Source organism: Nocardioides maradonensis, assembly GCF_054777115.1.
In genome coordinates, this window is sequence record NZ_BAAHAZ010000022.1 from 1 (window position 1) to 23,261 (window position 23,261).

Annotated in this window: 30 protein-coding genes; 29 read left to right on the plus strand and 1 reads right to left on the minus strand. The window is 69.6% G+C overall.

Annotated elements, in window-relative coordinates; translation table 11 throughout:
• Positions 1–112: 112 nt before the first annotated feature.
• The 24 genes from ACYVAQ_RS20660 (at position 113) to ACYVAQ_RS20775 (ending at position 18,480) form a co-directional block, all read left to right on the plus strand.
• The gene (locus ACYVAQ_RS20660) at positions 113–424 is read left to right on the plus strand and encodes a hypothetical protein (RefSeq protein WP_460792407.1); all 312 of its coding nucleotides are present in this window, start codon (positions 113–115) and stop codon (positions 422–424) included.
• Positions 421–741 carry a hypothetical protein gene (locus ACYVAQ_RS20665; protein WP_460792408.1) on the plus strand — a complete coding sequence of 107 codons (321 nt, stop codon included), beginning with the start codon at positions 421–423 and terminating at the stop codon, positions 739–741. Before ACYVAQ_RS20660 ends, ACYVAQ_RS20665 begins: the two co-directional genes overlap by 4 nt.
• Before the next feature lie 5 nt (positions 742–746).
• Positions 747–1,055 carry a hypothetical protein gene (locus tag ACYVAQ_RS20670; protein WP_460792409.1) on the plus strand — a complete coding sequence of 103 codons (309 nt, stop codon included), beginning with the start codon at positions 747–749 and terminating at the stop codon, positions 1,053–1,055.
• 194 nt (positions 1,056–1,249) lie between these two features.
• Complete coding sequence (locus tag ACYVAQ_RS20675; protein WP_460792410.1) at positions 1,250–1,564, plus strand: HNH endonuclease; 315 nt, start codon at positions 1,250–1,252, stop codon at positions 1,562–1,564.
• 124 nt (positions 1,565–1,688) lie between these two features.
• The gene (locus tag ACYVAQ_RS20680) at positions 1,689–2,258 is read left to right on the plus strand and encodes a hypothetical protein (protein ID WP_460792411.1); all 570 of its coding nucleotides are present in this window, start codon (positions 1,689–1,691) and stop codon (positions 2,256–2,258) included.
• Complete coding sequence (locus tag ACYVAQ_RS20685) at positions 2,233–3,951, plus strand: hypothetical protein (RefSeq protein ID WP_460792412.1); 1,719 nt, start codon at positions 2,233–2,235, stop codon at positions 3,949–3,951. Before ACYVAQ_RS20680 ends, ACYVAQ_RS20685 begins: the two co-directional genes overlap by 26 nt.
• A 16-nt stretch (positions 3,952–3,967) precedes the next feature.
• Positions 3,968–5,341: a phage portal protein family protein gene (locus ACYVAQ_RS20690; RefSeq protein ID WP_460792414.1), complete on the plus strand. Its 1,374-nt coding sequence runs from the start codon at positions 3,968–3,970 to the stop codon at positions 5,339–5,341.
• The gene (locus ACYVAQ_RS20695) at positions 5,338–6,627 is read left to right on the plus strand and encodes a head maturation protease, ClpP-related (RefSeq protein ID WP_460792415.1); all 1,290 of its coding nucleotides are present in this window, start codon (positions 5,338–5,340) and stop codon (positions 6,625–6,627) included. Before ACYVAQ_RS20690 ends, ACYVAQ_RS20695 begins: the two co-directional genes overlap by 4 nt.
• Positions 6,620–6,979 (plus strand): capsid cement protein, encoded by a 360-nt coding sequence (locus ACYVAQ_RS20700; protein WP_460792417.1) that lies wholly within the window; start codon positions 6,620–6,622, stop codon positions 6,977–6,979. Before ACYVAQ_RS20695 ends, ACYVAQ_RS20700 begins: the two co-directional genes overlap by 8 nt.
• A gap of 13 nt (positions 6,980–6,992) precedes the next feature.
• Positions 6,993–7,913, plus strand: coding sequence for a phage major capsid protein (locus ACYVAQ_RS20705; RefSeq protein WP_460792418.1), 921 nt, complete (start codon positions 6,993–6,995; stop codon positions 7,911–7,913).
• 3 nt (positions 7,914–7,916) lie between these two features.
• Positions 7,917–8,159 (plus strand): hypothetical protein, encoded by a 243-nt coding sequence (locus ACYVAQ_RS20710; RefSeq protein ID WP_460792419.1) that lies wholly within the window; start codon positions 7,917–7,919, stop codon positions 8,157–8,159.
• Positions 8,159–8,437: an SAP domain-containing protein gene (locus tag ACYVAQ_RS20715; protein ID WP_460792421.1), complete on the plus strand. Its 279-nt coding sequence runs from the start codon at positions 8,159–8,161 to the stop codon at positions 8,435–8,437. The genes ACYVAQ_RS20710 and ACYVAQ_RS20715 overlap by 1 nt, the downstream gene beginning before the upstream one ends.
• 3 nt (positions 8,438–8,440) lie before the next feature.
• On the plus strand, positions 8,441–8,908 hold the full coding sequence (locus ACYVAQ_RS20720; protein ID WP_460792422.1) for a hypothetical protein: 468 nt from the start codon (positions 8,441–8,443) through the stop codon (positions 8,906–8,908).
• On the plus strand, positions 8,905–9,339 hold the full coding sequence (locus tag ACYVAQ_RS20725) for a hypothetical protein (RefSeq protein ID WP_460792423.1): 435 nt from the start codon (positions 8,905–8,907) through the stop codon (positions 9,337–9,339). Before ACYVAQ_RS20720 ends, ACYVAQ_RS20725 begins: the two co-directional genes overlap by 4 nt.
• On the plus strand, positions 9,336–9,890 hold the full coding sequence (locus tag ACYVAQ_RS20730; RefSeq protein ID WP_460792424.1) for a hypothetical protein: 555 nt from the start codon (positions 9,336–9,338) through the stop codon (positions 9,888–9,890). The genes ACYVAQ_RS20725 and ACYVAQ_RS20730 overlap by 4 nt, the downstream gene beginning before the upstream one ends.
• Positions 9,891–9,902: 12 nt before the next feature.
• Positions 9,903–11,015 (plus strand): hypothetical protein, encoded by a 1,113-nt coding sequence (locus ACYVAQ_RS20735; protein WP_460792425.1) that lies wholly within the window; start codon positions 9,903–9,905, stop codon positions 11,013–11,015.
• 2 nt (positions 11,016–11,017) lie between these two features.
• Positions 11,018–11,425 (plus strand): hypothetical protein, encoded by a 408-nt coding sequence (locus tag ACYVAQ_RS20740; RefSeq protein WP_460792426.1) that lies wholly within the window; start codon positions 11,018–11,020, stop codon positions 11,423–11,425.
• Positions 11,425–11,961 (plus strand): hypothetical protein, encoded by a 537-nt coding sequence (locus ACYVAQ_RS20745; RefSeq protein WP_460792427.1) that lies wholly within the window; start codon positions 11,425–11,427, stop codon positions 11,959–11,961. The genes ACYVAQ_RS20740 and ACYVAQ_RS20745 overlap by 1 nt, the downstream gene beginning before the upstream one ends.
• On the plus strand, positions 11,910–12,194 hold the full coding sequence (locus tag ACYVAQ_RS20750; protein ID WP_460792428.1) for a hypothetical protein: 285 nt from the start codon (positions 11,910–11,912) through the stop codon (positions 12,192–12,194). The genes ACYVAQ_RS20745 and ACYVAQ_RS20750 overlap by 52 nt, the downstream gene beginning before the upstream one ends.
• Positions 12,195–12,233: 39 nt before the next feature.
• Positions 12,234–14,498 carry a tape measure protein gene (locus tag ACYVAQ_RS20755; RefSeq protein ID WP_460792429.1) on the plus strand — a complete coding sequence of 755 codons (2,265 nt, stop codon included), beginning with the start codon at positions 12,234–12,236 and terminating at the stop codon, positions 14,496–14,498.
• Positions 14,495–14,980: a hypothetical protein gene (locus ACYVAQ_RS20760; RefSeq protein WP_460792430.1), complete on the plus strand. Its 486-nt coding sequence runs from the start codon at positions 14,495–14,497 to the stop codon at positions 14,978–14,980. The genes ACYVAQ_RS20755 and ACYVAQ_RS20760 overlap by 4 nt, the downstream gene beginning before the upstream one ends.
• Positions 14,980–16,311 carry a C40 family peptidase gene (locus ACYVAQ_RS20765; RefSeq protein ID WP_460792431.1) on the plus strand — a complete coding sequence of 444 codons (1,332 nt, stop codon included), beginning with the start codon at positions 14,980–14,982 and terminating at the stop codon, positions 16,309–16,311. Before ACYVAQ_RS20760 ends, ACYVAQ_RS20765 begins: the two co-directional genes overlap by 1 nt.
• Positions 16,302–16,526 carry a hypothetical protein gene (locus tag ACYVAQ_RS20770; RefSeq protein ID WP_460792433.1) on the plus strand — a complete coding sequence of 75 codons (225 nt, stop codon included), beginning with the start codon at positions 16,302–16,304 and terminating at the stop codon, positions 16,524–16,526. Before ACYVAQ_RS20765 ends, ACYVAQ_RS20770 begins: the two co-directional genes overlap by 10 nt.
• A gap of 28 nt (positions 16,527–16,554) precedes the next feature.
• Positions 16,555–18,480: a hypothetical protein gene (locus tag ACYVAQ_RS20775; protein WP_460792434.1), complete on the plus strand. Its 1,926-nt coding sequence runs from the start codon at positions 16,555–16,557 to the stop codon at positions 18,478–18,480.
• 3 nt (positions 18,481–18,483) lie between these two features.
• Here the strand turns inward: ACYVAQ_RS20775 and ACYVAQ_RS20780 are convergent, their stop codons facing one another.
• Positions 18,484–19,269 (minus strand): TylF/MycF/NovP-related O-methyltransferase, encoded by a 786-nt coding sequence (locus ACYVAQ_RS20780; protein ID WP_460792435.1) that lies wholly within the window; start codon positions 19,267–19,269, stop codon positions 18,484–18,486.
• Between the two features lie 176 nt (positions 19,270–19,445).
• Here ACYVAQ_RS20780 and ACYVAQ_RS20785 point away from each other — a divergent pair, with 176 nt between their 5' ends.
• Genes ACYVAQ_RS20785 through ACYVAQ_RS20805 form a run of 5 tightly spaced genes read left to right on the plus strand, consistent with a single transcriptional unit; the run spans position 19,446 to position 23,182 of the window.
• Positions 19,446–19,847 (plus strand): GPW/gp25 family protein, encoded by a 402-nt coding sequence (locus ACYVAQ_RS20785; RefSeq protein ID WP_460792436.1) that lies wholly within the window; start codon positions 19,446–19,448, stop codon positions 19,845–19,847.
• Between the two features lie 2 nt (positions 19,848–19,849).
• Positions 19,850–20,992 (plus strand): baseplate J/gp47 family protein, encoded by a 1,143-nt coding sequence (locus ACYVAQ_RS20790; RefSeq protein ID WP_460792437.1) that lies wholly within the window; start codon positions 19,850–19,852, stop codon positions 20,990–20,992.
• On the plus strand, positions 20,989–21,585 hold the full coding sequence (locus tag ACYVAQ_RS20795) for a hypothetical protein (protein WP_460792438.1): 597 nt from the start codon (positions 20,989–20,991) through the stop codon (positions 21,583–21,585). The genes ACYVAQ_RS20790 and ACYVAQ_RS20795 overlap by 4 nt, the downstream gene beginning before the upstream one ends.
• Before the next feature lie 12 nt (positions 21,586–21,597).
• Positions 21,598–22,620 carry a hypothetical protein gene (locus ACYVAQ_RS20800; RefSeq protein ID WP_460792439.1) on the plus strand — a complete coding sequence of 341 codons (1,023 nt, stop codon included), beginning with the start codon at positions 21,598–21,600 and terminating at the stop codon, positions 22,618–22,620.
• A gap of 10 nt (positions 22,621–22,630) precedes the next feature.
• A complete protein-coding gene (locus tag ACYVAQ_RS20805) occupies positions 22,631–23,182 on the plus strand; it encodes a hypothetical protein (protein WP_460792440.1) in 552 nt (183 codons plus the stop codon).
• Positions 23,183–23,261 lie beyond the last annotated feature (79 nt).

The window sequence follows — 23,261 nt, forward strand, 5'->3', positions numbered from 1 at the left end:
CGTCGTGTCGGATGACGCCCGACGGCTGGTGCTCCGAGCATTCGACGGCGGCAGGACCGGCGTACTGCAAGCCGCGCATACGGCCCGCCGCCCCGAGTGAGGAGGACCGAGCATGACGACCGAGGAAGCGCGACTCGCGGTCGCCCAGGTGTGGCGGGTCAAGAAGACCGGCGCGCTGCGCACGATCACCGTCCTGCGCAACCACGGCAGCAACGAGAAGCCCTACTACGACGTGGGCTGGGAGACGACCGAGAAGCCGTTCCGACGTGGGGCGACCTACGAGGAGTACTTCCGCCGCAACTGCGAGTTCGTGTCCGACCCGAACGCATGCACGTGTCCGCCGTCGCCGACGAACGGCCACCTGATCGCGGGTGACTGTCCCGCGCACTCGCCCGTCCTGATCAACGAGGGAGGTCGAGCATGACGACCGAGGATGTGCGACTCACCGACGCCGAGTGGGAGCCGCTGCACGACGCGATCTGCGACGGCGACCGGTTCGACGCCCGGGCCTACATCGACGGACTGCTCGCTGAGCGCGTTAAGGAGCACGCTGCTCGCAACGCGGCGGAGGCGATCCGCTCCGCTGCGCGGGACTGGTATACCAGGAACGGATCCCGCGAGATCAACAGGCAAGAGATGTCGTGGTTCTTCCTCCGGGCCCTCCGGATCGAAGAAGAGGCTGGACTGGGCGTCGTCGAAGGGCCTGAGCCGCGCATACGGTCCGGGGGTGAGTCGTCATGACGTCGATGAGCGAGCAGGACCGCTGGATCACCGAACACTTCGAAGTCGGGATCATCGGCACGAACACGCGAGCTGCTGCAGGTCGACGCGTGAGCCAGGAGATGTACACGGCCGAGCAGGCTGGGGTGCTGCTCGACGTGAAGCCCTCGTTGATCTACCAGTGGTGGAAGGCAGAGCGGGCAGCGCCGGCTGGGATGCTCACGGCCGCTGTGCCGGGAGGACTCAAGCCGCTGTTCACCCTGGCCGAGCTACAGCCACTGGCCGACCGGTACCACGCCATGAAGGCCAGGCAGGCGCGCCGCAGATCGGGGTGATCTCGGCGCGTCGAGCACAGCGTCCTTGCCTTCGCTGAGCATGGAATGTAGAACTGTGCCAGCGGTACACGTGTACCCGCAGCGAGGCCCGAGGCGATCAACGCCCGGGCCTTCTTCGTTCTCCGGCCCGGGCATGTGGGGCAGGGGCTTGCCCGGTGCGAGCCCGGGCCGGGGCAGCCCGCCGGAGGTTGCCCATGACCGCGCAGCCCAGCGACCCACGCAAGACCCGCGCCTGGAGGAAGCTGCGCGACCAGGTCGTCGAGGAGGAACCCGACTGCCGGCTGCGCCTGCCTGGCTGCACCGGTGCGAGCACGACGGCCGACCACATCAAGCCGGTCAAGACGCACCCTCACCTGGCGATGGAGCGGACGAACCTGCGTGGTTCCTGCGAGCCATGCAACAAGAAGCGAGGGGCCGGCGCCGCTGGCGGTAGCGATTCCGAAGCGACATCCACTCCAAGGCCCCGGGCCCTCGACATCTTCAAGCCGCTGCACGAGATCGACGGCTGAAAAATCACGGGGGAGGGGCCTCAGAGCGGAGAGACCGGACTCGCCCCTTCTCTCCCCCCGAGCCCTCGAAAACTGACCGCAGCTCGTACCTCCTGGCGGCTTACGTGTCAATAGGAGGTGTCAGATGGCTTCCTGTCGTCACTGCGGCACCGATATCCCCCCTCGCCGGCGGGTATGCGACGGATGCAAGGGGGGCGCCCGCAAGCCGGACGCCGAGACACCTCCCGCGGACGAGTCGACGCCGCTGAACACCCCAAAGGGCCTGCATCCCCGCGGCCGTGAGCTGTGGATCTCGCTCGGGCAGAAGGAAGGCACTCCGGCCGGCGAGCTCGCGCTCGAGGCATGCCGATCCGTCGACCGACTGAACGAGCTCGACAACGTCATCGCCGGCAAGGGCGTTCTCCAGCTCATGAAGTTCCGCCTCGACGGCCACGGATGGTGGGACGACGAGGGCGACCACCACGTCCACGTCACCGTCGGCTTCCAGTCGGTCCTGACCGAGGCCCGACTCCAGCAGACCACGCTCAAGGACCTCCTCAAGGAGCTGCGTGCGGCGATCGCCGCCCAGACCGCCGGCAAGCCGGCAACCCCAGCACCGGCCGCGGCCGCCGGACCAGCATCACCGGCCGTCTCCGCGGTCGACCAGCTGGCAACCAGGCGAGCCGCCCGTGAGCAAGCGACCACCGGCCACTGAGCTCATCCGGCGCCAGGGCATCCCTCGCGTCAAGCTCGTCCAGAAGGGCCTCGCCGAAGACGCCGTCGATGCCGAGTTCCTCGCGGCCGCCTACCGCCTGGTCCCCGACCCGTGGCAGTCCGAGATCCTCGCCGCCTGGCTCTCGCGTCGCCCCGACGGCAAGTGGACCCACCCCCGCTGCGGCCTCGCCGTCCCTCGACAGAACGGCAAGAACGGCGTCCTCGAGGTACGCGAGATGTTCGGCCTCGTCGTCCTCGGCGAAGCCATCCTTCACACCGCCCACGAGATCAAGACCAGCCGGAAGGCCTTCCTTCGGCTGATCCACTTCTTCGGCGAGAAGGCCGACGACCCGAAGGCGAACTTCCCCGACCTCAACGCCCTGGTCAAGGCGGTCCGGAAGACCAACGGCCAAGAGGCCATCTTCCTCAAGGACGTCTGGCGCGTCGACGGACAGACCGTCCGCTCCGTCGGCCGGCCTGACGGTGACGAGGTCGAATGGGTCGCCCGCGGCGGCTTCATCGAGTTCTCCACCCGAACCGGCGGAGGCGGCCGCGGCACCACCTACGACCTCCTCGTCATCGACGAGGCCCAGCACCTGTCCGAGGAGGACCTGCAGGCCGTCCGCCCGGTCATCTCCTCGGGCCCGCTCGGCAACAGCCAGATCATCTACCTCGGCACCCCGCCCGACCCGGACAAGCTCGACGAGAAGGGCGGCGAGGCCTGGGTTCGCATCCGCACCGGAGCGGGCAAGAAGGGCTTCGCCTGGATCGAGTACGGCGCGCCGGACGGACCACGACCTGACCTCGACGACGAGGATCTGCTGTTCGAGTGCAACCCCTCACTCGGCTTGGTCCGCGGCGACGGATCCCACGGCCTCGACTTCGAGACCATCGAGGGCGAGCGCGAGGAGCTCAGCCCCGACGGTTACGCCAGGGAACGACTCGGCTGGTGGGGCAACCCCGAGGCGAAGAGCCACCGGGGAGTGATCGACATGGACCAGTGGCGCGCTCTCCGGGTCGCTGGCGACAAGCTGCCCGCCCGCGGCCTGATCGTCGTCGATGTCGCGCCCGACCTCGCCTGGTCCACCGTCGCGCTCGCCACCGACGGGCCACACGGGAAGCCGCTCGGGCTGGTCGACCGACACGAAGGCACCGGATGGGTCGTCAAGCGGATCAAGCAGCTGGTCGACGACCTGGACGAGCTGCTCGAGCCCGTGTTCCTCACCCCGACCGCGCACATGTTCTCGGCCCAGCTCACCGAGCTCGGCATCGACGAGCACACCAGCAAGACGCCGAGCGATGAGACCAGCCACAAGAAGCTGACCCAGTCCGAGGTCGGCTCCGCCTGCATGGCCGTGCAGAAGATGATCACCGACGGCGAGCTCGCGCACGTCGGACAGCCCACGCTCGACATGAGCGCGAAGTCCGCGATCACGAAGTACGTCGGCGACACCCAGCAGTGGGACCGCCGCAAGCGGACTCTCGACATCAGCCCGCTCGTCGCGTTCTCCGTCGCGGTCCACCGGTGGGCGCTCGCGATCGCGAAGCCGCCCGAGAAGGTCGCCCCGCCCCGGCGCGTCGGTGCCACCGCCCCGCGCACGTCCACGAGCTCGCCGTCCACGAGCTCGGCGTCAGCGCAGCGACCAGCTCGCCGTCGCTCGAGCGGGTTCAGCCCGCGCAGCAGCGGATTCTAGGAAGGAGGTGACGCCCGTGTCCGTCGATCAGGCAGCCACGCGTCCAGCACCTCCGATGCCGGTCCGGGAGCGTGGCTACGCCGTCTCGAACCCGGGCCCGTTCTGGGCGATGCTGCAGCTCGAGAAGACGCCCGAGCTGCGCTGGCCCCAGGCGCTCGAGGTCTACGAGGACATGGAGACCCAGGACGCCCAGGTCGGGGCTGTCCTCCAGTCCGTCGTCACGCCCATCCTGCGCGCCGGCTGGCGCGTCGACGGCAAGGGGTGCCGACCTGAGGTCACCGCCCACGTGGCCAGCGACCTCGGCCTCCCGATCGTCGGCGAGCAGACCGACATCGCAGCCATCCGCTCCCGCGGCCGCTTCTCCTGGACCGAGCACATCCAGACGGCCGTCCCGGACCACCTCCAGTTCGGGCACGCCGTGTTCGAGCAGGTCTACTACCCGGCCGTCGACGACGGTCTGCTCCACCTTCGCAAGCTCGGCTACCGGCCCGCTCGCACGATCTATCAGTGGAACGTCGCCAGCGACGGCGGCCTGATCAGCATCCAGCAGTACGCCCGCGGGTTCTTCTCGCCCGGCCTCGGCATGTTCACCGGCGGCGGCCCCGCCGGCCCGACCCTGCCGGTCGGCCGCCTGGTCGTGTACGTCCACAAGAAGCGTGGCGGCAACTGGGTCGGACGCTCGGTCCTCCGCCCGGCGTACAAGCACTGGCGGCTCAAGGACCGGCTCCTCCGGATCCAGGCCGAGGCCGCCGAGCGCAACGGCATGGGCATCCCCGTCTACGAGGCCGCCGGCAAGGGCCAGGACGAGCTCGACGCCGGCGAGGAGATCGCCGCCGGCCTTCGCGCCGGAGAGAACGCCGGAGCCGCCCTCCCGAACGGCGCCGCGCTCAAGCTCCTCGGCGTCTCTGGCACCGTGCCCGACCTCTTGGGTGCGATCCGCTACCACGACGAGCAGATCGCCCGCTCCATGCTCGCCAACATCCTCAACCTCGGCGGCGCCCGCGGCACCGGCTCCTACGCCCTCGGCAACACCTTCAACGACGTCCTCTCGCTCGCGATCGAGGCCATCGCCGAGAACATCCGCGACACCGCCAGCCGGCACATCATCGAGGACCTGGTCGACCTCAACTACGGCCCCGACGAACCCGCACCCCGGCTGGTGTTCGACGAGATCGGCTCGAAGAACGACGCGATCGTCGCCGCCCTCGCCACGCTCGTCGACGCCGGCGTGCTCCAGCCCGACGAGGACCTCGAGACCTTCATCCGCACCACGCTCGGCCTCCCGCCGCGCGGCGGCGCCGCACTCAACCCCGTTCCGAAGACCTCCATCAAGGAGGACCTCGGCGGCGTCACGCCCGCCGACGACAACGCCACCCAGGAGGCGCCGTGACCAGCAAGACCGCCCTCGGGCGCAACCGCTACTGGGGCAAGCTCACCCCGCCCAAGAACAAGGCCGAGTTCTTCAACGTCGTGACCAGCCCCGCGCCCGCGGGCGACGGCGAGGTCGCCACCATCCGCCTCTACGGCCCGATTGACTCGTGGGGCGGATGGTGGGGCGTGTCTGCCGATGAGATGTCGGCGACACTCGACGCGCTCGGTCCGCAGGTCAACCAGATCGTGCTCCGGATCAACTCGCCCGGCGGCGAGGTGTTCGAGGGCCTCGCGATCCTCAACATGGTCCGGGCCCACAAGGCCAGCGTGACCGCCGTCGTCGACGGCCTGGCCGCCTCGGCTGCCTCGGTCATCGCGGTCGGCTGCGACGAGACCGTGATGAGCCCCGGCACGCAGCTGATGATCCACGACGCGCGGATGTACACCTACGGCACCGCGGCCGACCTCCGCAAGGAGGCCGACATCCTCGAGTCCATCACCTCCGGCCTCATCGAGGTCTACAAGGCCAAGGCCGGCGATGCCGACTGGGCTGCGATCCTCGCCGAGGAGACCTGGTACAGCGCCAGCGAGGCCGTCGCCGCGAAGCTCGCCGACTCCGTCGCCGTAGTCCCTGACGCGGGCCCGACCGCGACCCCCGGAGAGGACGACGAGGACGAGCTGCTCGTCGTCGAGGTCGTCGACCCCCTCGAGGCCGACGCCCACCACCAGCGCCGCTACGGCGCCACCGCACTCCCGGCCGCGTCCGCGTCCGGGGAACACAAGATGAAGGGAGCTGCTGTGGACCTCAACCCCCAGCACCTCGCGGCCCTGCGCGAGCAGGTCGGATTCGCTGAGGACGCGGACGCCGACACGATCGTGGCCGCTGTCAGTGAGGCACTCACGGAGCGCGCCGACGCCCCCGAGGCCCAGGCCACGACGACCCCGGTCATCCCCGAGGGCATGACCCTCGTCTCGACCGAGGTCCTCAACGATCTGCGCGCCGGCGCCCAGGACGGCCGCGAGGCCCGGGCACAGCAGCGCGAGGCCACCCGCAACGCCGCGCTCGACCAGGCGATCGCCACCGGCCGCATCGCCCCCACGCAGCGTGCGCACTTCGCGTCGCTGTGGGACGCCGACCCGACGGGCACCAACGCCCTCCTGACCCAGCTCGCGCCCGGCCTGGTGCCGGTCTCCGAGGTCGGTCACGCCGGCGACGCCGAGAACACCCTCACCGAGGTCCCGGACGGCGCGGTCGACGCGTTCGCCGCCGGCCTCGGCATCCCGAAGGAGGCCCTCCGTGGCTGAGTACCTGCCCAAGACCGACGAGTCCCTCGCCTGGAAGGTCGTCGCCACAGGCGCCATCACCGGCGGCCTGATGGTCACCACCGCCGGCGCCACCGCAGGCGCCAACTCCGCGACCTGGCTCGGCATCGCCGCCCGCGACGCCGCCGTCGGCGAGACCGTCACGGTCTACCTCGACGACATCCAGCGCCCGATCGCCGCCGGCGCCATCAACGTCGGCGACCGCCTCAAGTGCGCGGCCGCCGGCCAGCTCACCGTCTGGGTCTCCGGTACCGACGCCGCGGACCTCTTCGTGGGCATCGCCCTCGAGGCCGGCACCGCCGGCAACAAGTTCGCCGCGAAGTTCATCCGCTGAGAGGGCCGAGAACATGACGAACCAGACCTACTCGACCAACCCGTCGCTCAGCAACGGGCAGATCACCGTCGACTACCTGATGAACAACCCGGTCATCCTGTACCGGGCCCTCCGCACCCTGGTGCAGCAGCGCCTCGTCGGCGGCCGCCTGCTTACCGGCCGTGTCGACCTGACCGGCACCGGCTCCGCGGTCTTCGAGACCAACGAGTCGATCTTCTCGGCCGACGACGCGGAGATCATCGACCAGCTGGGCGAGTACCCGCTGACCGACACCAGCGGTGCGACCACCTCGATCGCGGCCAGCCTCAAGCGAGGCTTCGCGTCGATGGTGTCCGACGAGGACGTCGCCCGGAACCGGACCGACATCGTGCAGCGCAAGCTCATCAAGCTCGCGAACCGCATCGTGTTCGGCTTCGACGCGATCGCCCTGTCGGCCATCGGCACCGCGGTCACGCAGACCCAGGCTGCCTCCGCGGCCTGGAACACTGCCGGCGCTGACCAGTTCCTCGACCTGCTGCTCTCCGGGGCGAAGGTCGACGCGCTGAACCAGGGCTACAGCGTCAACACCGTCGCCGCAGACCCCATCTCGTGGGCCCGCCTCGTGGCGTCGGTCGCCAAGCTGTTTGCCGGCGCGATGGACTACGCCGACATCCTCAAGAACGGCACGATCCTCGAGATCGCCGGCCTCAGCCTGATGAAGACGACCAACCTGCCCTCGGGCGTCAAGGTCCTGGTCGCCGACAACACCGTGCTCGGATCCATCGGCTGGGAGGACCTCGGAGGCGGCTACATGGGCGACCCGTCCAACCCGCTCGACGTCGAGGTCAAGCGGATCCGCGACGACGACCGCGACGGCTGGAAGGTGCAGGTCCGCAAGACCGGCGTCCCGATGGTCCAGGAGCCGAACGCGGCCGTGATCGTGACGGGGGTCTGAGCCATGGCCAAGATCCTCGAGTCCACGACCGCGCTCACCATCGCGCGGGACACCGACGGCCGGCAGCGGTACCTCTACCGCGGTCAGACGGTCGACGCGGCCGCCCTCGACCCCGAGGACGCGGAGCGGCTCCTCGAGCTCGGCCACCTGGCCGAGTACGCCGCGCCGGTCGACCCCGACGAGGCCGAGCCCGCCAAGAAGTCGGCGCCGGCCAAGAAGGCCGCGGCGGCCGGCGGCGCCAGCTGATGACCAGCTACACCGCGACGGTGCCGGCCTTCGTCCGCGCGACGGCCGGCACCGTCATGGTCAACGCTGGGGAGGACGTCCCGAACGACGTCCTCCCCAGCGAGGTCGACAGGCTCGTCGACGCCGGCGTGCTCCAGGTCGTACCCGAGCGGCTGTCCGCCGAGGAGCCGAAGCCGGGCAGCAAGGCCGCGCTCGAGGCCGAGGCCGCCGAGCTCGGCCTCGACACCTCCGGCACCAGGGCCGAGCTCGCCGACCGCATCGCCAAGGCGAAGGCCTGACCCATGACGCTCAACGGGATGCTCGCGGAGGTCACCCAGGTCAAGGTCAAGGGCCTGCTCCAGCAGCGTGACCCGGACATCCTCGACCCCAACCTGCCCGACCAGGTCCCGTTCTTCGAGGCCCGTGTCTCCGGCGCCGCACGGCAGGTCGTGCTCCTCACCGGCCCCGACCCGGTCGCCGGGCCGGTGCGCGACCTGGCCGTCGAGGCGATCGCCGTGCAGACGGCCTCCGAGATCGAATACGCCGAGTACCCCGAGCAGCAGACCGCTGGCGACAGTGGCCGCGGCTACCACCTGCACCAGCGGTACCTCGAGCTCCTCGCCGAGCTCCGCAAGGTCATCGAGAACAACGGCGGCGTCCCGACCGACGGCGGCGCCGGCGGGATCTCGACCAGCACGGCACGGCCGCGCGGCAACTTCCCGCCCGCCCAGTGCTACCCGGACCCCGTCCGGATCCGAGGCTTCCGGTGAAGTTCACCGTCGAGGTCTTCGGTGACCGCGCGATGCAGATGTTCCGCGACATCGCCGACCGCGCCGAAGGCCGCCCCGCGCTCGACATGCTCGGCGAGGTCCTCGTGGCCTACGAGCACGTCATCTTCGACTCGAGCAACCGTGGACGGTGGCGGCGCCTCAGCCCCGACACCGTGCGCGAGAAGCACTCCAGCCGCGTCCTCATTGACTCCGGCCTGCTGATGAAGTCCCTCACCGGCCGCCCCCGCGTCGGCGAGGACGAGGTCGCGCTGTTCTCCGACGTCGCCTACGCGAAGTACGTCAAGAAGGGCCGCAAGCCCGGGAAGAACGGCAAGAAGGTCCCCGGCCGCAACCCCGCGCCCCGCCCGCCCCGGCCGGTCACCGACCAGTGGAGCCGGATCCTCGTCGACTACATCGCGGACGGCCGATGACCACGCCCGTCGTCTCCGCCGACCAGATCTGCGTCGGCGTCGAGACCGTCCTGCGCGAGCACCTGGCGGCCACCGTCGACACCCTCGGCTGGACCGAGCGCCTCGGCACGATCCGCGAGTGGCAGCAGCTGCCCGTCACCGACGCGATCGCCACCGCCAAGCTCCCCGCGATCGCCGTCACCACCGGTGGCATCGTCGGTGCGCCGACCACGACCACGTCCGGCACCCGGGCCACCTGGGGCATCGCCGTCGGGCTCTACGCCCGCGGCCGCACCCACGCCGAGACCCAGGCCAAGGTCCGCGACTGGTGCGCCGCCACCCGCTCCACCGTGCTCGCCCACAAGAGCCTCGGCGGGATCGCGATCTCCACCAAGTGGATCGGCGAACGGTTCGACCTGTTCCCGTCCCGCGAGGACGCCCGGACCTTCGGCGCCGGCGTCATCTCCTTCGACGTCGAGGTCCGCATGGCCCTCGACCCCACCATCGACGCCGGCGGCCTGCCGACGGTGCTCACGACGCCGACAACCCTGTCGGTCCAGTCACCCCAGTAACCAGGAGGAACCGTGCGACCCCAGATCGTCGTCAACGTCACGGCCGCGCTGCAGCGCCGTGGTGTCCCCACCGAGACCGGCGTCGCCTTCCTGGTGTACGCCGGCGCCACCGGAACCACCGACCCCGTCGAGTGCCACAGCATGGCCGACGCCACCGCCAGCGGCGCGCCCGACACCATCGCCCAGTTCGTCTCCGACGCACTCACCCAGGGCGCGCCCTCGGTGATCCTGCTGCGCGCCAGTGCGGTCGACACCAGCGCCGTCACCCAGACCGAGTGGGCCACCGCCCTGGCCAAGCTCGGCCCTGACTACGGCGCCGGCCAGGTCCTCATCCCCGGCGTCGCGACCACCGCCGCGCACGCCGCGCTCCTCGCGCACGCCGCCGCGCTGACCATCCGATGCGTCCTCCTCGACACCGAGGCCGACGCCACCGCCTCCGAGATCGCCACCCTCGCCGCCAGCCTGACCGCGGCCGACGGCGCCGAGCGCGCCGGGCTCATGGCCGGCTGGTCCGTCCTGCCTGCCGCTGGCGGCACGACCCGCCAGGTCCCCGCCTCCGTGATCGCCGCCGGCCTCGTCGGCCGCGGCGACGCCGCCGTCGGACACGCCAACAACGCACCCGCCGGCGACCAGGGACGCGGCGCCGGGTTCGTCACCGGGGCCACCGACCTCGCCGTCCGCTACACCGACAGCGAGCACGACACCCTCAACGACGCCGGCGTCAGCGTCTTCCGCGTCGTGCGCAACCAGCCCCAGCTCTACGGCTGGGTGTCGCTGTCCGACGACCCGAACTACAAGCAGCTCAACTGGGGCCGCATGGCCATGCAGCTGGTCTCCGGGATCACCCGCGGCGCCGAGAAGTTCCTCTTCCGGCAGATCGACGCCCAGGGCCTGCTGTACGGCGAGCTCGAGGGCATGCTCCGCGGCTACCTCACCCCGCTGTGGGGCCAGAAGGCCCTCTTCGGCGAGACCGCGGCCGCCGCGTTCGACGTCGACGTGAAGAACGTCAACAACCCCACCACGGCGGCCGCCGGCGAGTTGCACGCCGCGGTGTCCGTCCAGCTCACCTCCCACGCCGAGAAGGTCGTCATCTCGGTCGTCACCACCGTCGCCGAAGGAGTCTGACCATGACGAACCAGAACAACAGCCGGATCACCGTCTTCATCGACGGCAACCCGATCGGCGTGTTCGACAAGCGCACCGGTGGCGAGGTCGACGCAGACGGCCTCGAGATCCGCCACACCGGCGAGGGCCCGAAGCTGTCCGCCACCCGCCGCCAGACCTACGGCGACGTCGTCGTCACCCGCGAGTACGAGCGCGAGCGCGACCACGACCTGTGCCGCGGCCTCAAGCCCCGCGCCGGCCGCGCGCAGATGGTCGTCTCCGAGCAGCTGCTCGACGACGACGGCAACGCCTGGGGCACCCCGGACACCTACACCGGCATCCTCAAGACCGTGAACGGCGGCGACGCCGACGCCGCCTCCACCGACGCCAAGGACCTCGAGCTCACGATGGTCTGCAAGGCGGTCTCCTGATGACCCAGTTCGACGACGAGTTCGCCGGCGAGCCGGACGCCACAGCACCGGCCGCCCCCGGTTCGCCGCTGAGCTCGCTGCGCGAGCGCAGGAAGGCCCGCAAGGCCAAGCTGCAGCTCGACCTCAAGGTCCCCGGCTACGAGCCCGCCGTGTACGTGCGGTTCAAGCCGGTCGACCAGGCCCGGCTGGCCTCCGAGCTCAAGAAGGCCGAGAAGTCCAAGGACCGCGACGCCATCACGCTCGCCAACGCGGCCCTCCTCATCGACGCCTGCATCGGCGTGTTCCAGGTCGACGGGGACGGCACCGAGGTCTCCATCGACCCCGACAACCTCACCCCCGACGTCGACGAGTGGCTCAAGTTCGGGCCCGAGCTCGGCGCCCTTCTCGCTGACGAGGGCGAGGCCTTCAACCGGGCCGCCGACGTCGCCCGCGCTCTGTGGGACAACGACGTCGCCCTCACCGCGGCCGCCGGTCGCCTGTACGAGTGGTCGCAGACCATGAACGAGGACCTGGACAGGGAGCAGCAGGGAAACTGACCAGCGACCCGGCGGTCGAGACCGCCGCGGTCGCGCTCCTGCATGGCTTCGACCCGCTGCAGTTCCTCGGCTACGCGCCCGAGGACTACGACGTCGCCATAGCGGTCCTCGAGCGCGCCCAGAAGATCCGGGCCGACGAGCTCAAGTGGTTCGCCGACTACGTGTCTGGCCGCACCGCGGGGCTGACGTCGCAGGCCATCACGAAGTGGATCGCACGCGCCTTCCGCAGCTGACACCTGCGGCGGGTGCGCGACCCAAGGAGGTGATCGTCCATGGCTGAATCCGAAGTCGGACTCCGGCTCTCGCTCAAGGACCGCAAGCAGACCTCCGCGGGCCTGCGCGCGGTCGGCGACGACATCGACCGACTCGGCCACAGCGCCACCACCTCGAGCCGCAAGACCGGCAACCTCATGGGCGCCCTCGGCATGGTCGGGAAGGGCATCGGCTACGGCGCGGCCGCCCTGGGCGCCCTCGGCACCGCGACCGCGACATGGGCATTCAAGTCGGCCGTCTCGATCCAGACCGCGACCCAGAACCTCGCGACCCTCACGGGCTCGGCGAAGACCGCGAAGATGATGGTCAAGCAGCTGACCGACTACGGCAACGCGACGACGTTCGACACCGCCCCTCTGGCCCAGTCGGCCCAGCAGATGCTCGCGTTCGGCATCGCCCAGAAGGACGTCCTGCCGGACATGAAGATGCTCGGCGACATCGCGATGGGCAACCAGGAGAAGCTCTCCGGCCTGGCCTACGTGTTCGCGCAGGTCCAGGGCGTCGGCCACCTCATGGGCGGCGACCTGAACCAGATGATCAACAACGGGTTCAACCCGCTGCTCTACATCTCCAGGCGGACCGGGAAGTCCATGGGCGACCTCCGCCAGGAGATGTCGAAGGGCAACATCTCGATCGGCATGGTCAAGCAGGCCATGGTCGACGCCACCAAGAAGGGCGGCACCTTCTACCACGGCGCGATCAACGGCTCGAAGACCGTCGCAGGCGCCTGGGGCAACCTGGTCGGCACCCTCCAGTCGGGTCTCGGCAACGCGCTGCAGCCAGTCCTGCCGCTCGTCACCAAGCTCCTCGGCAAGCTGTCGAACCTCGCTTCCGGCGCCGTGCCACACATCGCCGCGGGCGTGAAGTCCGTCGTCGGCCTGTTCCAGGGCCTCGGCAAGGGGTCCGCCGGCGGCGCGCTCGACAAGATCAGCGGCTCGGCCTCGAACGCGGCCAAGGCCTTCGCCGGCGTCAAGCGGTTCGTCGGCGCCATGGTGCCCGTCTTCGTCGACTTCGGAACCAAGCTCAAGTCCACGCTCGGCCCCGGGATCAAGCAGATCGCCGGCGTCTTCAACACCCAGTTCCTGCCGGCCTTCACCAAGATCCTCCCGGTCCTGCAGCCGGTCGCGAAGTTCCTCCTGAAGATGTTCGGCGACGCCGTCATCGGCGTCATCAAGGGCGCGATCAAGGTCATCGTCGGTGTCGTCCAGGTCATCTCCGGCGTCTTCAACCTCATCGCCGACCTGGTGCACGGCAACTGGGGCAAGCTCTGGGGCGACTTCAAGCAGATCCTCGGCGGCGCCATCAAGGCCGTGCTCGGCGCGATCCAGGTGTGGTGGAACTTCGGGATCCTCAGCTTCTTCAAGAAGGGCATCACCTACCTCACCAAGGACCTGTGGACCGGACTGTGGAAGAAGGTCTCCACCGGAGCCACCAAGGGCATGGGCTTCGTCAAGGGCGAGATCGGCAAGGGGATCTCCGCGGTCAAGGGCCTCTTCATCCGCGGCGTGAAGGCCTACTTCGGGATCTGGAAGTCCCTGTTCACCACGATCATTCACATCGCGGTCAACGGGTGGAAGGTGCTCCGCTCCGCATTCGGTGGAGCCTGGGCCGCGATCCGGACCGTCACCTCCACCACTCTCCACGCCATCGGCGGGTTCTTCTCCCACACCTTCGGCGCCATCAAGGGCTTCGTGTCTGGTGCGGTCAGCACGATCATCAAGCTGCTCGCCAGCATCCCCGGTCGTCTCGCGGCCCTGCCCGGCCAACTGCTCTCCCTCGGCAAGAACATGGGCTCCCGGATCCTCAAGGGCCTCTTCGCCGGCCTCAAGGCCGTCGGCGGGTTCGTCGGCAACCTCGGCGGCGCCATCAAGGGTGCGATCAACTCCGCCCTCCACCTGCCGTTCACCATCCACGGCCCCGGCCCACTTCCCGACTTCACCATCCCCGCGTTCGCCAAGGGCGGCATCGTCACCAAGCCCACCCTCGGCCTGTTCGGCGAGGCCGGCCCCGAGGCCGTGGTTCCCCTCAAGCACTACGACCAGCAGCGCACCGCCGACATCGCAGCCACCACACGCGCCCTCACCCACGGCAACGTCCCCCGCGCCGCCCACCCCGCGCTCGGCGACTACCGCCTCGACGACATCGACGAGATGCGCGTCGGCCCCGGCCACGGCGGGCACATCACCGTGCAGTTCGTCGTCGACCGGAAGGTCCTCACCGAGGCAGTGCTCGACGGCGTCGACGACCGGGTGGCGCGCCGGTGACCGTCACCATCCGGGCCGTCAACCCGGCCGGAAAGGCTGTCGCGTTCCAGCCGACCGACTTCGAAGGCGACACCGGCGGCGTCGGCGGGTGGGAGTCGATCGCACGACCACGCCAGGTCTCCGCAGCGGCCTGGGTCGGCGGCGTGGAGCGCACCCTCACGCTGCCGCTCGAGATCAACGGGATCGAGGCCATCGGGGTCGCTCGCGACTCCATCATCTCGGGCGACCTCGCCATCGTCCGCTCCTGGGGAGCGAAGAACGCAATCGCCGGGCAGCCGCCCATCCTCAAGGTGACCGGCGCAGCCCGCGTCGTCGACGCCGACCGGTGGGTCCTGACCAACATCGACTGGGGCGAGTACGAGCTCAACGAGCGAGGCCTGCTCGTGCGCCAGGCCCTCACCCTCACTTTGCTGCAGTACTTCGCAGCACCTCTCGTCAAGGGCCCAGCGAAGAAATCCCGCCAGCGCAAGGGCAAGCACTGATGGCCCGCGCAGCGCGCGCCCTGTCGGCGCCGGACATCGACGCCTTGCAGAAGCAGATCACTCTCGTCAACCACCCCGCCGGTCGCAAGGTCGAGCTGGTCGCCGCGATCTCCGAAGACCCCGAGCTCGCGCTCACCATCGACGGTGCCTCGACACTCACCATCACCGTCGCCGACCATAAGCGCCAGTTCATCAACGACGACACCATCGACCAGCGTTCATGGGCCGTCGTCGCCGGCATCTACTTCGAGCTCGTCGCCGTCTCGAAGTCCGGCGACTACCTCACCCTCACCCTCGAGGACTCCATCGTCGCTGCGCTCCGCCGGCAGACGAAGCCGCTCTCGGTCGGCGCAAACAAGACCACCCGCCGAGCGTTCGCGATCAGGCTCGCCAAGGAGGCCGGTGTCTCCTACGCGATCGACCCCGGCCACCCCGAGAAGGTGCACAACCCACTCACCCGCTCCCACGGCGGCGACAAGCAGAGCTCCTGGGACATCCTCGGCTCCGACGTCGCTGAGCCCATCAACTGGCGACGGTTCTCCGACGGCAGCCGCCTGGTGCTCGGCGGTGACGACTGGCTGAAGTCCGGCTACATGAAGCCGGTCGTCCTGCAGGAGAACGTCGGCGGCGTCCAGTCGATCGACTTCGACCTCGACGTCGGGAAGCGCGCCTCGACCGCGACCGTTGGCATCGACACCCGGCTCCTGTCGTTCACGCCCGGCGCGCCCGTCAGCATCCCATCCCTCGGCCCCGGATCCGGGCTGTGGATCACCTCCACGTTCACGCGCCGCCTGAGCTCCACCAACGGCACCCTCGAGCTCACCCGCGCCCGGCACGTCCTGAAGGAGCCCAAGGCCCAGAGCAGCGGCCGCGGCCGCAACAAGGGCCACGACAGCGGCGACCCGAACTACGTGCCCGGGCAGAACGGCTCCGACACCGGCGGCCGAGCATCCAACCCTGCCCGCGAGCGGATGGTCCGCTTCGCGCTCGCACAGAAGGGCAAGGCCTACGTGTGGGGCGGGAACGGCCCCGATGGCTACGACTGCTCCGGCCTCGTCCAGGCCGCCACCCGTGCAGCCGGGAAGACCCTCGGCAAGCCGGCCGCGTCCCAGTGGGCGACCTGCAAGGCCGCTGGGAAGACCATCCCCGTACACGAGGCCCTCAAGATCCGGGGCGCACTCCTGTTCCGCATCGGCGTGGGTGACTACAACCACGTCGTCATCTCCCTCGGCAACGGCACCACCGTCGAAGCACGCGGCACCGGCTACGGCTGTGGTGTCTTCGGAGGGGCAGCCAGCCGCGGCTGGACCGGAGCGGCGCTGTGGGTCTAGAGGTCTTCCACGAACTCCGCGGCGCCCCGCCGAAGATCGACCGCCCGCCGCTCACCGGCCGCATCGCGAAGATCGACGCGGACGGCATCTGGGCCGTGCCGGTTGGTGGCGACAACCGCTACCCCGTCGGTCCCTGCCGCGGCCGCGGCCCCTTCGAGCTGGGCGATATCTGCCTCATCGTCTGGACCCAGGAACGTCCCTGGGTTCTGTCCTGACCCGATCACGAACGGAGGGCCGCGCGACATGACCACGATCACCGGCTACACCAAGGCCGGCGCCGACGCGAAGTTCCAGACCCAGGCAGCCGCGGCGACCCAGCTCGCCACGAAGGCCGACCAGGCGGACCTGGCCGCTGAAGTGACCCGGGCTCAGGGCGCCGAGACCGCGAACGCATCCGCGGTCAGCGCGGAGGCCACAGCCCGCGCCGCGGCCGACGCACTCCTCCAGACCAAGTCGTCCCTCGAGGCCGACGTGGCAGCGAAGGTCGGCGCCGCCGGCGCGCTCGACGCCGCCCTTTCGTCCGCGTATGCGCCAGGCGGAACGGCCGGAAACATCGGCACCGCCCAGGGAGATGTTCGGTACGTCGGCAAGTACGCGGTGTACGACGTGGTGCGCGATGGTGGCGCGGACCCGACCGGCGTCTCGGGCGACCTTGGCGCGATCATCAACGCCGGATACACCGCACTCTCGGCAGTCGGTGGCGGCACAATCCTGATCCCGCCCGGCGACTTCCGCCAGACCACGCCCGCCGTCGTTGGCAACGGGCGCACGGTGTCGGTCGTCGGGTACGGATCGGCACTCACGCGCATCCAGCCCACGGCCGCACTCGCGGGCCTTGTGGTCCTCGACATCAACGGACAGTCCACCTTCTCGGTGTGGCAAGCCGCCAAGCACGGCGGGTTCTCCATCAACGGCGCCGCCTGCCCGACCGCGACCGGCATGAACTACGGCGACCTCATCGGCGGCCACCTCGACGACATCGAGATCGACGGCTTCAACGGCATGGGCGGCATCGGCCTCCAGTTCATCAACCGGAGCCACTGGACCGAGCGCACGCTGATGACCCGGATCGAGTTCGGCCGCAGCGTCGGCAACTCAGCCAACTGGGCCTTCACCGTCGCCGGCAGCCCGTTCGCATCGTTCGGCTACACCCGCGCCATCGACGTTCGGATGGGCCTGTGGGCCAACCCCGTCACCGCGACCGTCGCCAACGTCACCGTCACCAACGGCTCCAACACCGCGACCGTCGCCTCGGGCGGCTTCCCCGGCGTCACCACCGGCATGGCGGTCCAGTCCAGCAACACCGCGATCCAGGGCGCCACGACCGTCAGCAACGTCTCCGGCAACACCCTCACGCTGTCCATGCCCTCGTCGTTCACGGGCACCGTCACCCTGTACTTCGGCACCTCCCAGCAGATCGCCTACAAGATCGGCCAGGACGCGCAGGTCTACCACGGCACCTTCGGGACTATCTTCAACTGCCAGGGCGGCGTCGCCGGTACGTCGCTATGGCCCCTGGTGATGTTCAACAACGCGCAGAACACCACTGACACCGGTCGCGGGTTCATGCAGAACGAGCTCGACTGGGTCGGCGAGACCGACAACCACACGGTCGGATTCATCAGTGCCAACGTGTCCAGCTCGATGCAGTGCTACGGCCGCGTCCAGTTCCCAGGCCCGTCCCTGCTCAAGTTCGGCACCTTTGCCGCCGTGCGCTTCACGGGTGACCTCTGGATGCCCGGCCTGCTCGGCCCCGACGGAGCGCATGACGCCACCATCGGCGGTCTGCGGAAGTACAGCAACGCCCCCGCCGACTACACGCTGTCGAACTACGTCATCGGCACCGGCGGCTACCAGTCCTTCGCCATTACCGATGACGGAAAGATCATCTGGGGCGGGGGCACCGTCGCTCCCGACGCGCGTCTCCGGCGTACCGCGGCCGGCGTGCTCACCGTCGACAACAACGGCTCGGGCAATGGCGCGATCCAGCCAGGGGCGAGTGGGTCGCGCATCTGGTCAGGTTCGGGCGCCCCGACTACGCCGGGCGGCTCGATGACGTACAACCTGGGCGACGCGTACCTCCGTACCGACACCCCGACGACCGCGAACCAGCGGCTCTACATGGTCACCACGGCGGGCACGTCGCCCACGTGGACCGGCATCTTGTAGGGATCACCACGGCGTTGGAGAAGCCAGAAGGCTGGTGCTCTCCACGATGAACGACATCCCGTTCCACCCGTACTGGAGGTACGGCACCAGCCGCCAGTCGGTGATGTCTGCGAACGCCTCGGCGAGCGCGAGGCGGTTGCCGGCGACAGCGTCCTCGGTGAAGCAGAAGTAGTCGTCGAGGGCGAGCACCATCCCGTGTCGCAGTCTCGGCATGAGGAAGCGCAGGACGTCCTGGGTTGAGCTGTAGAGGTCGCAGTCGATGTAGGCGGCGGCGATCTTCTCGGGCAAGACAGCGCCGGGGGCGGTCAGGCTCTCGCTGTAGAACCCTGGCACCACGGTGTAGTCGGCACCTTCGGTCATGCCGTTCCGGCCGCACATCGCGCGGAAGCGGTCCAGGTCGGTGGCCATGGTGCCGGGCACCCACTCGGGATGTGCGTCGAGATTCTTGTGCTCGGGCAGGCCCTCGAACGAGTCGCAGGCCCACTGGTGGCGGGCCTGCCCCGTCAGCGTGCCGGCGTTGTAGGCCAGTCGGAAGGTGAGCGCGGCGTTGCAGCCGAACTCGACATAGTCGCCGCTGATCTGGTTGAAGTTCAGGTAGCGGAACAGCTGACGCATGAACCTCTTCCGGGCCTTCATTTCGTGCCGGTTGACGTCGCCGCGCGGGTAGGACAGCGTCGTCCGGAAGTCGTTCTGGGCCTGCACGACACTCCGCGCGGCCCGCTTCAGCGTCTGCTTGCTGAGCCCCGTGTGTCTGGCGAACGGGTCCTGTTGCCCGAGTGTCGTCGTCATGCCGCGAACCCTAACCGTCGCTTTGTGCCCTTGCCCTGCGAATGCCGAACCTCGGGTGCTCGGATCGTGCACGGCAACGTGACGCTTTCGCCCCAGAACCACGCGACGACAACTGGACCGCGCCGCGCCCCACGCACAGGGCGCGGCGCTCGGCTTTTCGACCGAACGGAGCATCCATGGCCCGGCACCTCTCGTTCCCGCTACAGGTCTCCTCCCGAGGCCTCGCGACCGTCGAGCACAACAGCGAGCAGGACATCGCGCAGTCGGTCAGCCTCTTGCTCAGCACCAGGCCAGGAGAGCGCCGCAGCGTGCCCGACTTCGGCCTGCCGGACCCGGTGTTCGGCGGCGTGAGCCCGTCCGAGATCGACGCCGTCGTCACTGAGTGGGAACCACGCGCCGACCTCCAGGAGCTCGACATCGCGCTCCTCACCGGAGACGCGCTCGCGCTCCTCACCGACTACCGCGACGGCACCTTCGGAGCCTCCCTGCGGCTCGGCGTGGTCTACGGCGACCTCTACGACTTCGACACCCCACTCGCCGAGAGCATCGGCGACGGCACCTACCGGATCGGAGACTGACCATGCCGTTCGACCCGCCCGTGATCGACACCGACGAAGACGCCGTCGCTGCGCGCATCCTCGACGGCCTCGTCGACCGCCTCGACGGTTGGCAGGCCTACGAGGGCGCGCCCGAGGTCGCGCTCGCCGAGGAGCTCGGCCGTGAGATCGCGGTCATGAACCAGACCACGATCGACATCCTCGACCTGGCCGTTGCGGCCATGGGCGAGACCGCGTTCGGCTTCCCCGCCTTCCCGGGCGTGCCCGCCTCCATCACGGCGACCATCACCACCAACGCTGCCGGCACCATCATCCCTGCCGGCTTCACCGCGACCGGGGTCAACCCCTCGGGCGCCGAGGTCGCTTTCGAGCTCTCCGAGGACGTCGGCGTCGCAGGCACCAGCGCCACCGTCACCCTCGTAGCGTCCGAGGTCGGCGACTACACCAACGGCGTACCCGTCGGACCCCTCACCGTCGTCACCGTCACCACGAACGTCGACGCTGTATCCGCGACCACCGCCTCCACCAACGGCGCCGACGCCGAGCTCGTCGAGGACTACCTCGACCGCCTCACCGACTACCTCTCCACACTCCGCCCCGGCGGCGTCACCGGGGCCGACCTCGAGGCCCTCGCCCGATCCGTGCCAGGCGTGCACCGCGCCCTCGGCGTCGACCTCTACGACCCGGCCAACCCGACCGTCGAGACCGAGCGGACCGTCACTGTGTTCCCGATCGACGAGACCGGGCATTACGTCTCCGCGCCCCTCCAGGCTCAGGTGCAGGCCATGCTCGAGGCCGCCCGCGAGGTCAACTTCATCGTCCACGTCGCCTCCCCGACCTACCAGCCGATCAACCTGGTCTATGACGTCGTGGCCGAGGCCGGCGCCGACCACGCCGCCGTCCTCGCCGACACCGAGGCCGCGCTCGCCGACTGGCTCACCAGCTGGGGCCGCACCAGCGACGACGAGCAGGCATGGGTCGAGACCCTCACCGTCCGGATCTTCGACGCCGTCCGCATCCTCGGATCCGTCGCCGGTGTCGCCTACGTCGACACCATCACCATCAACGGCACCGCGGCCGACCACCTCATGACCGGCCCTGCCGCACTCCCGACCCCCCTCGACGCCGCAACGTCGCCCTCGACGATCTCCGGGACGGTCTCGTGACCACTCCGGCCGCACTCCGGATTCTCGACGCCCTGGGGGAGGGCTACCGCGCCGCCGCAGGCCCATTGCTCGAGCAGATCATCGACGCTCTCGCAGCGCCACTCGACGACACCGACTCCCGCATCGCCGCGACGCCCCGCGGATGGGCGGCCGTGTTCGACCTCGACGCGACCCCCGACCCTGCCTGGCTCGGTGACGCCATCGGCTCCCGCGTCCCCGGCGGCCTGACCGTCGAGGAAGCCCGATCCTTCGTCCGGGACCGCGCCTACTGGCGCCGCGGAACGCCCGCGGCGATCCAGGCCGCGATCGTGCCGTTCCTCACCGGCAGCCGCCGCGTGACGCTCCTCGAGCGCGACGGGTCGCCCTGGCATCTCACGGTCCGCGTCTACGACAGCGAACTGCTGCCCGGCATCACCGCCGACGACCTCAAGGCCGCCGCGCTCACCCAGAAGCCCGTCGGGATCGTCCTCGTCGTCGAGGTCGCCGCCGGCGCCAGCTACGACCACATGCGCACCATCCACGGCCCCACCTACGACGACTTCGAGGTCTCCTTCCCGACCTACGACGACGCCACCAACCACCTCCCCGAGTAAGGAGCGGACACAATGAGCACCACCCCCAAGGGCGCCCCGTACCCCGTAGGTACCGCCCCCAACGACGTCCCCACCGACCTCGAGGCCCTCGCCGACTGGGTCGACGCACACCCCGGCATCACGACCTTCACCACCGCCGCCCGCGACGTCCTCACCGGCGTCGACGTCTGGGCCGGCCGCGTCATCTTCAACTCGACCACCCAGCAGCTCGAGATCAACAAGACCGGTGCCGCAGGAGCAGGCAACTGGGCGCCGATCCAGTTCGACGCGGCCCAGATCGTCTCAGGCACCGTGGACATCGCCCGTCTCCCCGTAGCCACCTCAGGCACCAGTACGCCGGCACAGATCGTCAGGGCCGACGACTCCCGCCTCTCCGACCAGCGCACCCCTCCCGACGGCTCCGTGACCAACACCAAGCTCGGCAACGGCTCCGTCACCACCGCGAAGCTCGCCGACGTCTCGGTGGCCACCGCGAAGCTCATCGATGGATCCGTCACCACCGCGAAGCTCGCCGACATCTCCGTCACCACCGCGAAGCTCATCGATGGATCCGTCACCGAGGACAAGCTCGCACAGCGGCCCGCCGCCCGGCGCCAGCGCATCGGCGTGCAGACCGGGTTCACGTCGGGCGCAGGGACCTCCACCGCAGTCTCCTTCAACTCGACGACCTACAACCGCGGCGGGCTCACCGTCAGCTCCTCAGGCATCACCATCCCGATCACCGGACTCTGGCGCCTCACGGGCGTGTTCTCTCTCGCGAACCCCGCCCCAGCGGGCACAGGTGACGCGACAGGCAACCTCGACGTCCTGATCACCGGATCCAGCCACTCGCCGTTGATCTCCATCGGCCGCGTCCCGTTCGCCCTGTTCTCCAACGGGTCCACAACCGTCAGCGGCACCGTCACCGTCCCCTGTAACGCCGGCGACGTGATCGGCATGAAGGTCGTCCAGCAGAGCAGCGGCACCCGCGTCAGCACCGACGGCAGCCAGAATGAGATCGCCATTGAGGTCGAGTACGCCGGACCGACGTCCTGAGATGCCGGACGTGAAGGACCACGTCGACACCATCATCAGCCTGATCACCCTCGCCGGGATCGCGCTCGGCTGGTGGCGCTGGGCCCGCCCGCGGGTCAAGGCTCGCGCCGACGAGCGCAAGGCCACCAACGAGGTCCTCCTCGGCCGCGACGCAATCCCGGCCAACCCCATCACCGGAGAACCCGCCCAACCGGCCAAGCCGTCCATCGGGCAGCAGGTCGCCGACCAGGGCCGCGCCATCTCCGAGTTCAGGGCCGCGCTCGAGACGCTCACCCGACTCGCCACGAGCATGCACCACGAGCTCCACCCCAACGGCGGCAGCAGCCTCAAGGACCAGGCCACACGGCTCGAACGGGTACTCGGCGAGGTCCGCACCCGCCTCGAGGACGGCGACCGCAGGTTCGACGACCAGGCAGACCGCCTCGAGCGGATCGAGACCGTGCTCGCCGATGAGCTGGTCGTCGCGGCCGACACCCTTGCCAACGCCGCCGAAGCCTCCAAGAGCGTGCTCCGCGTCATCGACACCGCGCTCCACGCCGAACCGCCCGCCGACCTCGACTAGCAGGTCGCACAGCAGTCCCCAGCCCCTCGTCGTCCGGATGCTCGGCGAGGGGCTGGTTCGCATCCACCCGCATCCACGT

Bases quoted from the DNA above. Each gene is read 5' to 3' on its own strand.
- ACYVAQ_RS20660 (WP_460792407.1), top strand. From the start codon at position 113: ATGACGACCGAGGAAGCGCGACTCGCGGTCGCCCAGGTGTGGCGGGTC.
- ACYVAQ_RS20665 (WP_460792408.1), top strand. From the start codon at position 421: ATGACGACCGAGGATGTGCGACTCACCGACGCCGAGTGGGAGCCGCTG.
- ACYVAQ_RS20670 (WP_460792409.1), top strand. From the start codon at position 747: ATGAGCGAGCAGGACCGCTGGATCACCGAACACTTCGAAGTCGGGATC.
- ACYVAQ_RS20675 (WP_460792410.1), top strand. From the start codon at position 1,250: ATGACCGCGCAGCCCAGCGACCCACGCAAGACCCGCGCCTGGAGGAAG.
- ACYVAQ_RS20680 (WP_460792411.1), top strand. From the start codon at position 1,689: ATGGCTTCCTGTCGTCACTGCGGCACCGATATCCCCCCTCGCCGGCGG.
- ACYVAQ_RS20705 (WP_460792418.1), top strand. From the start codon at position 6,993: ATGACGAACCAGACCTACTCGACCAACCCGTCGCTCAGCAACGGGCAG.
- ACYVAQ_RS20710 (WP_460792419.1), top strand. From the start codon at position 7,917: ATGGCCAAGATCCTCGAGTCCACGACCGCGCTCACCATCGCGCGGGAC.
- ACYVAQ_RS20715 (WP_460792421.1), top strand. From the start codon at position 8,159: ATGACCAGCTACACCGCGACGGTGCCGGCCTTCGTCCGCGCGACGGCC.
- ACYVAQ_RS20720 (WP_460792422.1), top strand. From the start codon at position 8,441: ATGACGCTCAACGGGATGCTCGCGGAGGTCACCCAGGTCAAGGTCAAG.
- ACYVAQ_RS20730 (WP_460792424.1), top strand. From the start codon at position 9,336: ATGACCACGCCCGTCGTCTCCGCCGACCAGATCTGCGTCGGCGTCGAG.
- ACYVAQ_RS20740 (WP_460792426.1), top strand. From the start codon at position 11,018: ATGACGAACCAGAACAACAGCCGGATCACCGTCTTCATCGACGGCAAC.
- ACYVAQ_RS20745 (WP_460792427.1), top strand. From the start codon at position 11,425: ATGACCCAGTTCGACGACGAGTTCGCCGGCGAGCCGGACGCCACAGCA.
- ACYVAQ_RS20755 (WP_460792429.1), top strand. From the start codon at position 12,234: ATGGCTGAATCCGAAGTCGGACTCCGGCTCTCGCTCAAGGACCGCAAG.
- ACYVAQ_RS20765 (WP_460792431.1), top strand. From the start codon at position 14,980: ATGGCCCGCGCAGCGCGCGCCCTGTCGGCGCCGGACATCGACGCCTTG.
- ACYVAQ_RS20775 (WP_460792434.1), top strand. From the start codon at position 16,555: ATGACCACGATCACCGGCTACACCAAGGCCGGCGCCGACGCGAAGTTC.
- ACYVAQ_RS20780 (WP_460792435.1), bottom strand. From the start codon at position 19,269: ATGACGACGACACTCGGGCAACAGGACCCGTTCGCCAGACACACGGGG.
- ACYVAQ_RS20785 (WP_460792436.1), top strand. From the start codon at position 19,446: ATGGCCCGGCACCTCTCGTTCCCGCTACAGGTCTCCTCCCGAGGCCTC.
- ACYVAQ_RS20790 (WP_460792437.1), top strand. From the start codon at position 19,850: ATGCCGTTCGACCCGCCCGTGATCGACACCGACGAAGACGCCGTCGCT.
- ACYVAQ_RS20800 (WP_460792439.1), top strand. From the start codon at position 21,598: ATGAGCACCACCCCCAAGGGCGCCCCGTACCCCGTAGGTACCGCCCCC.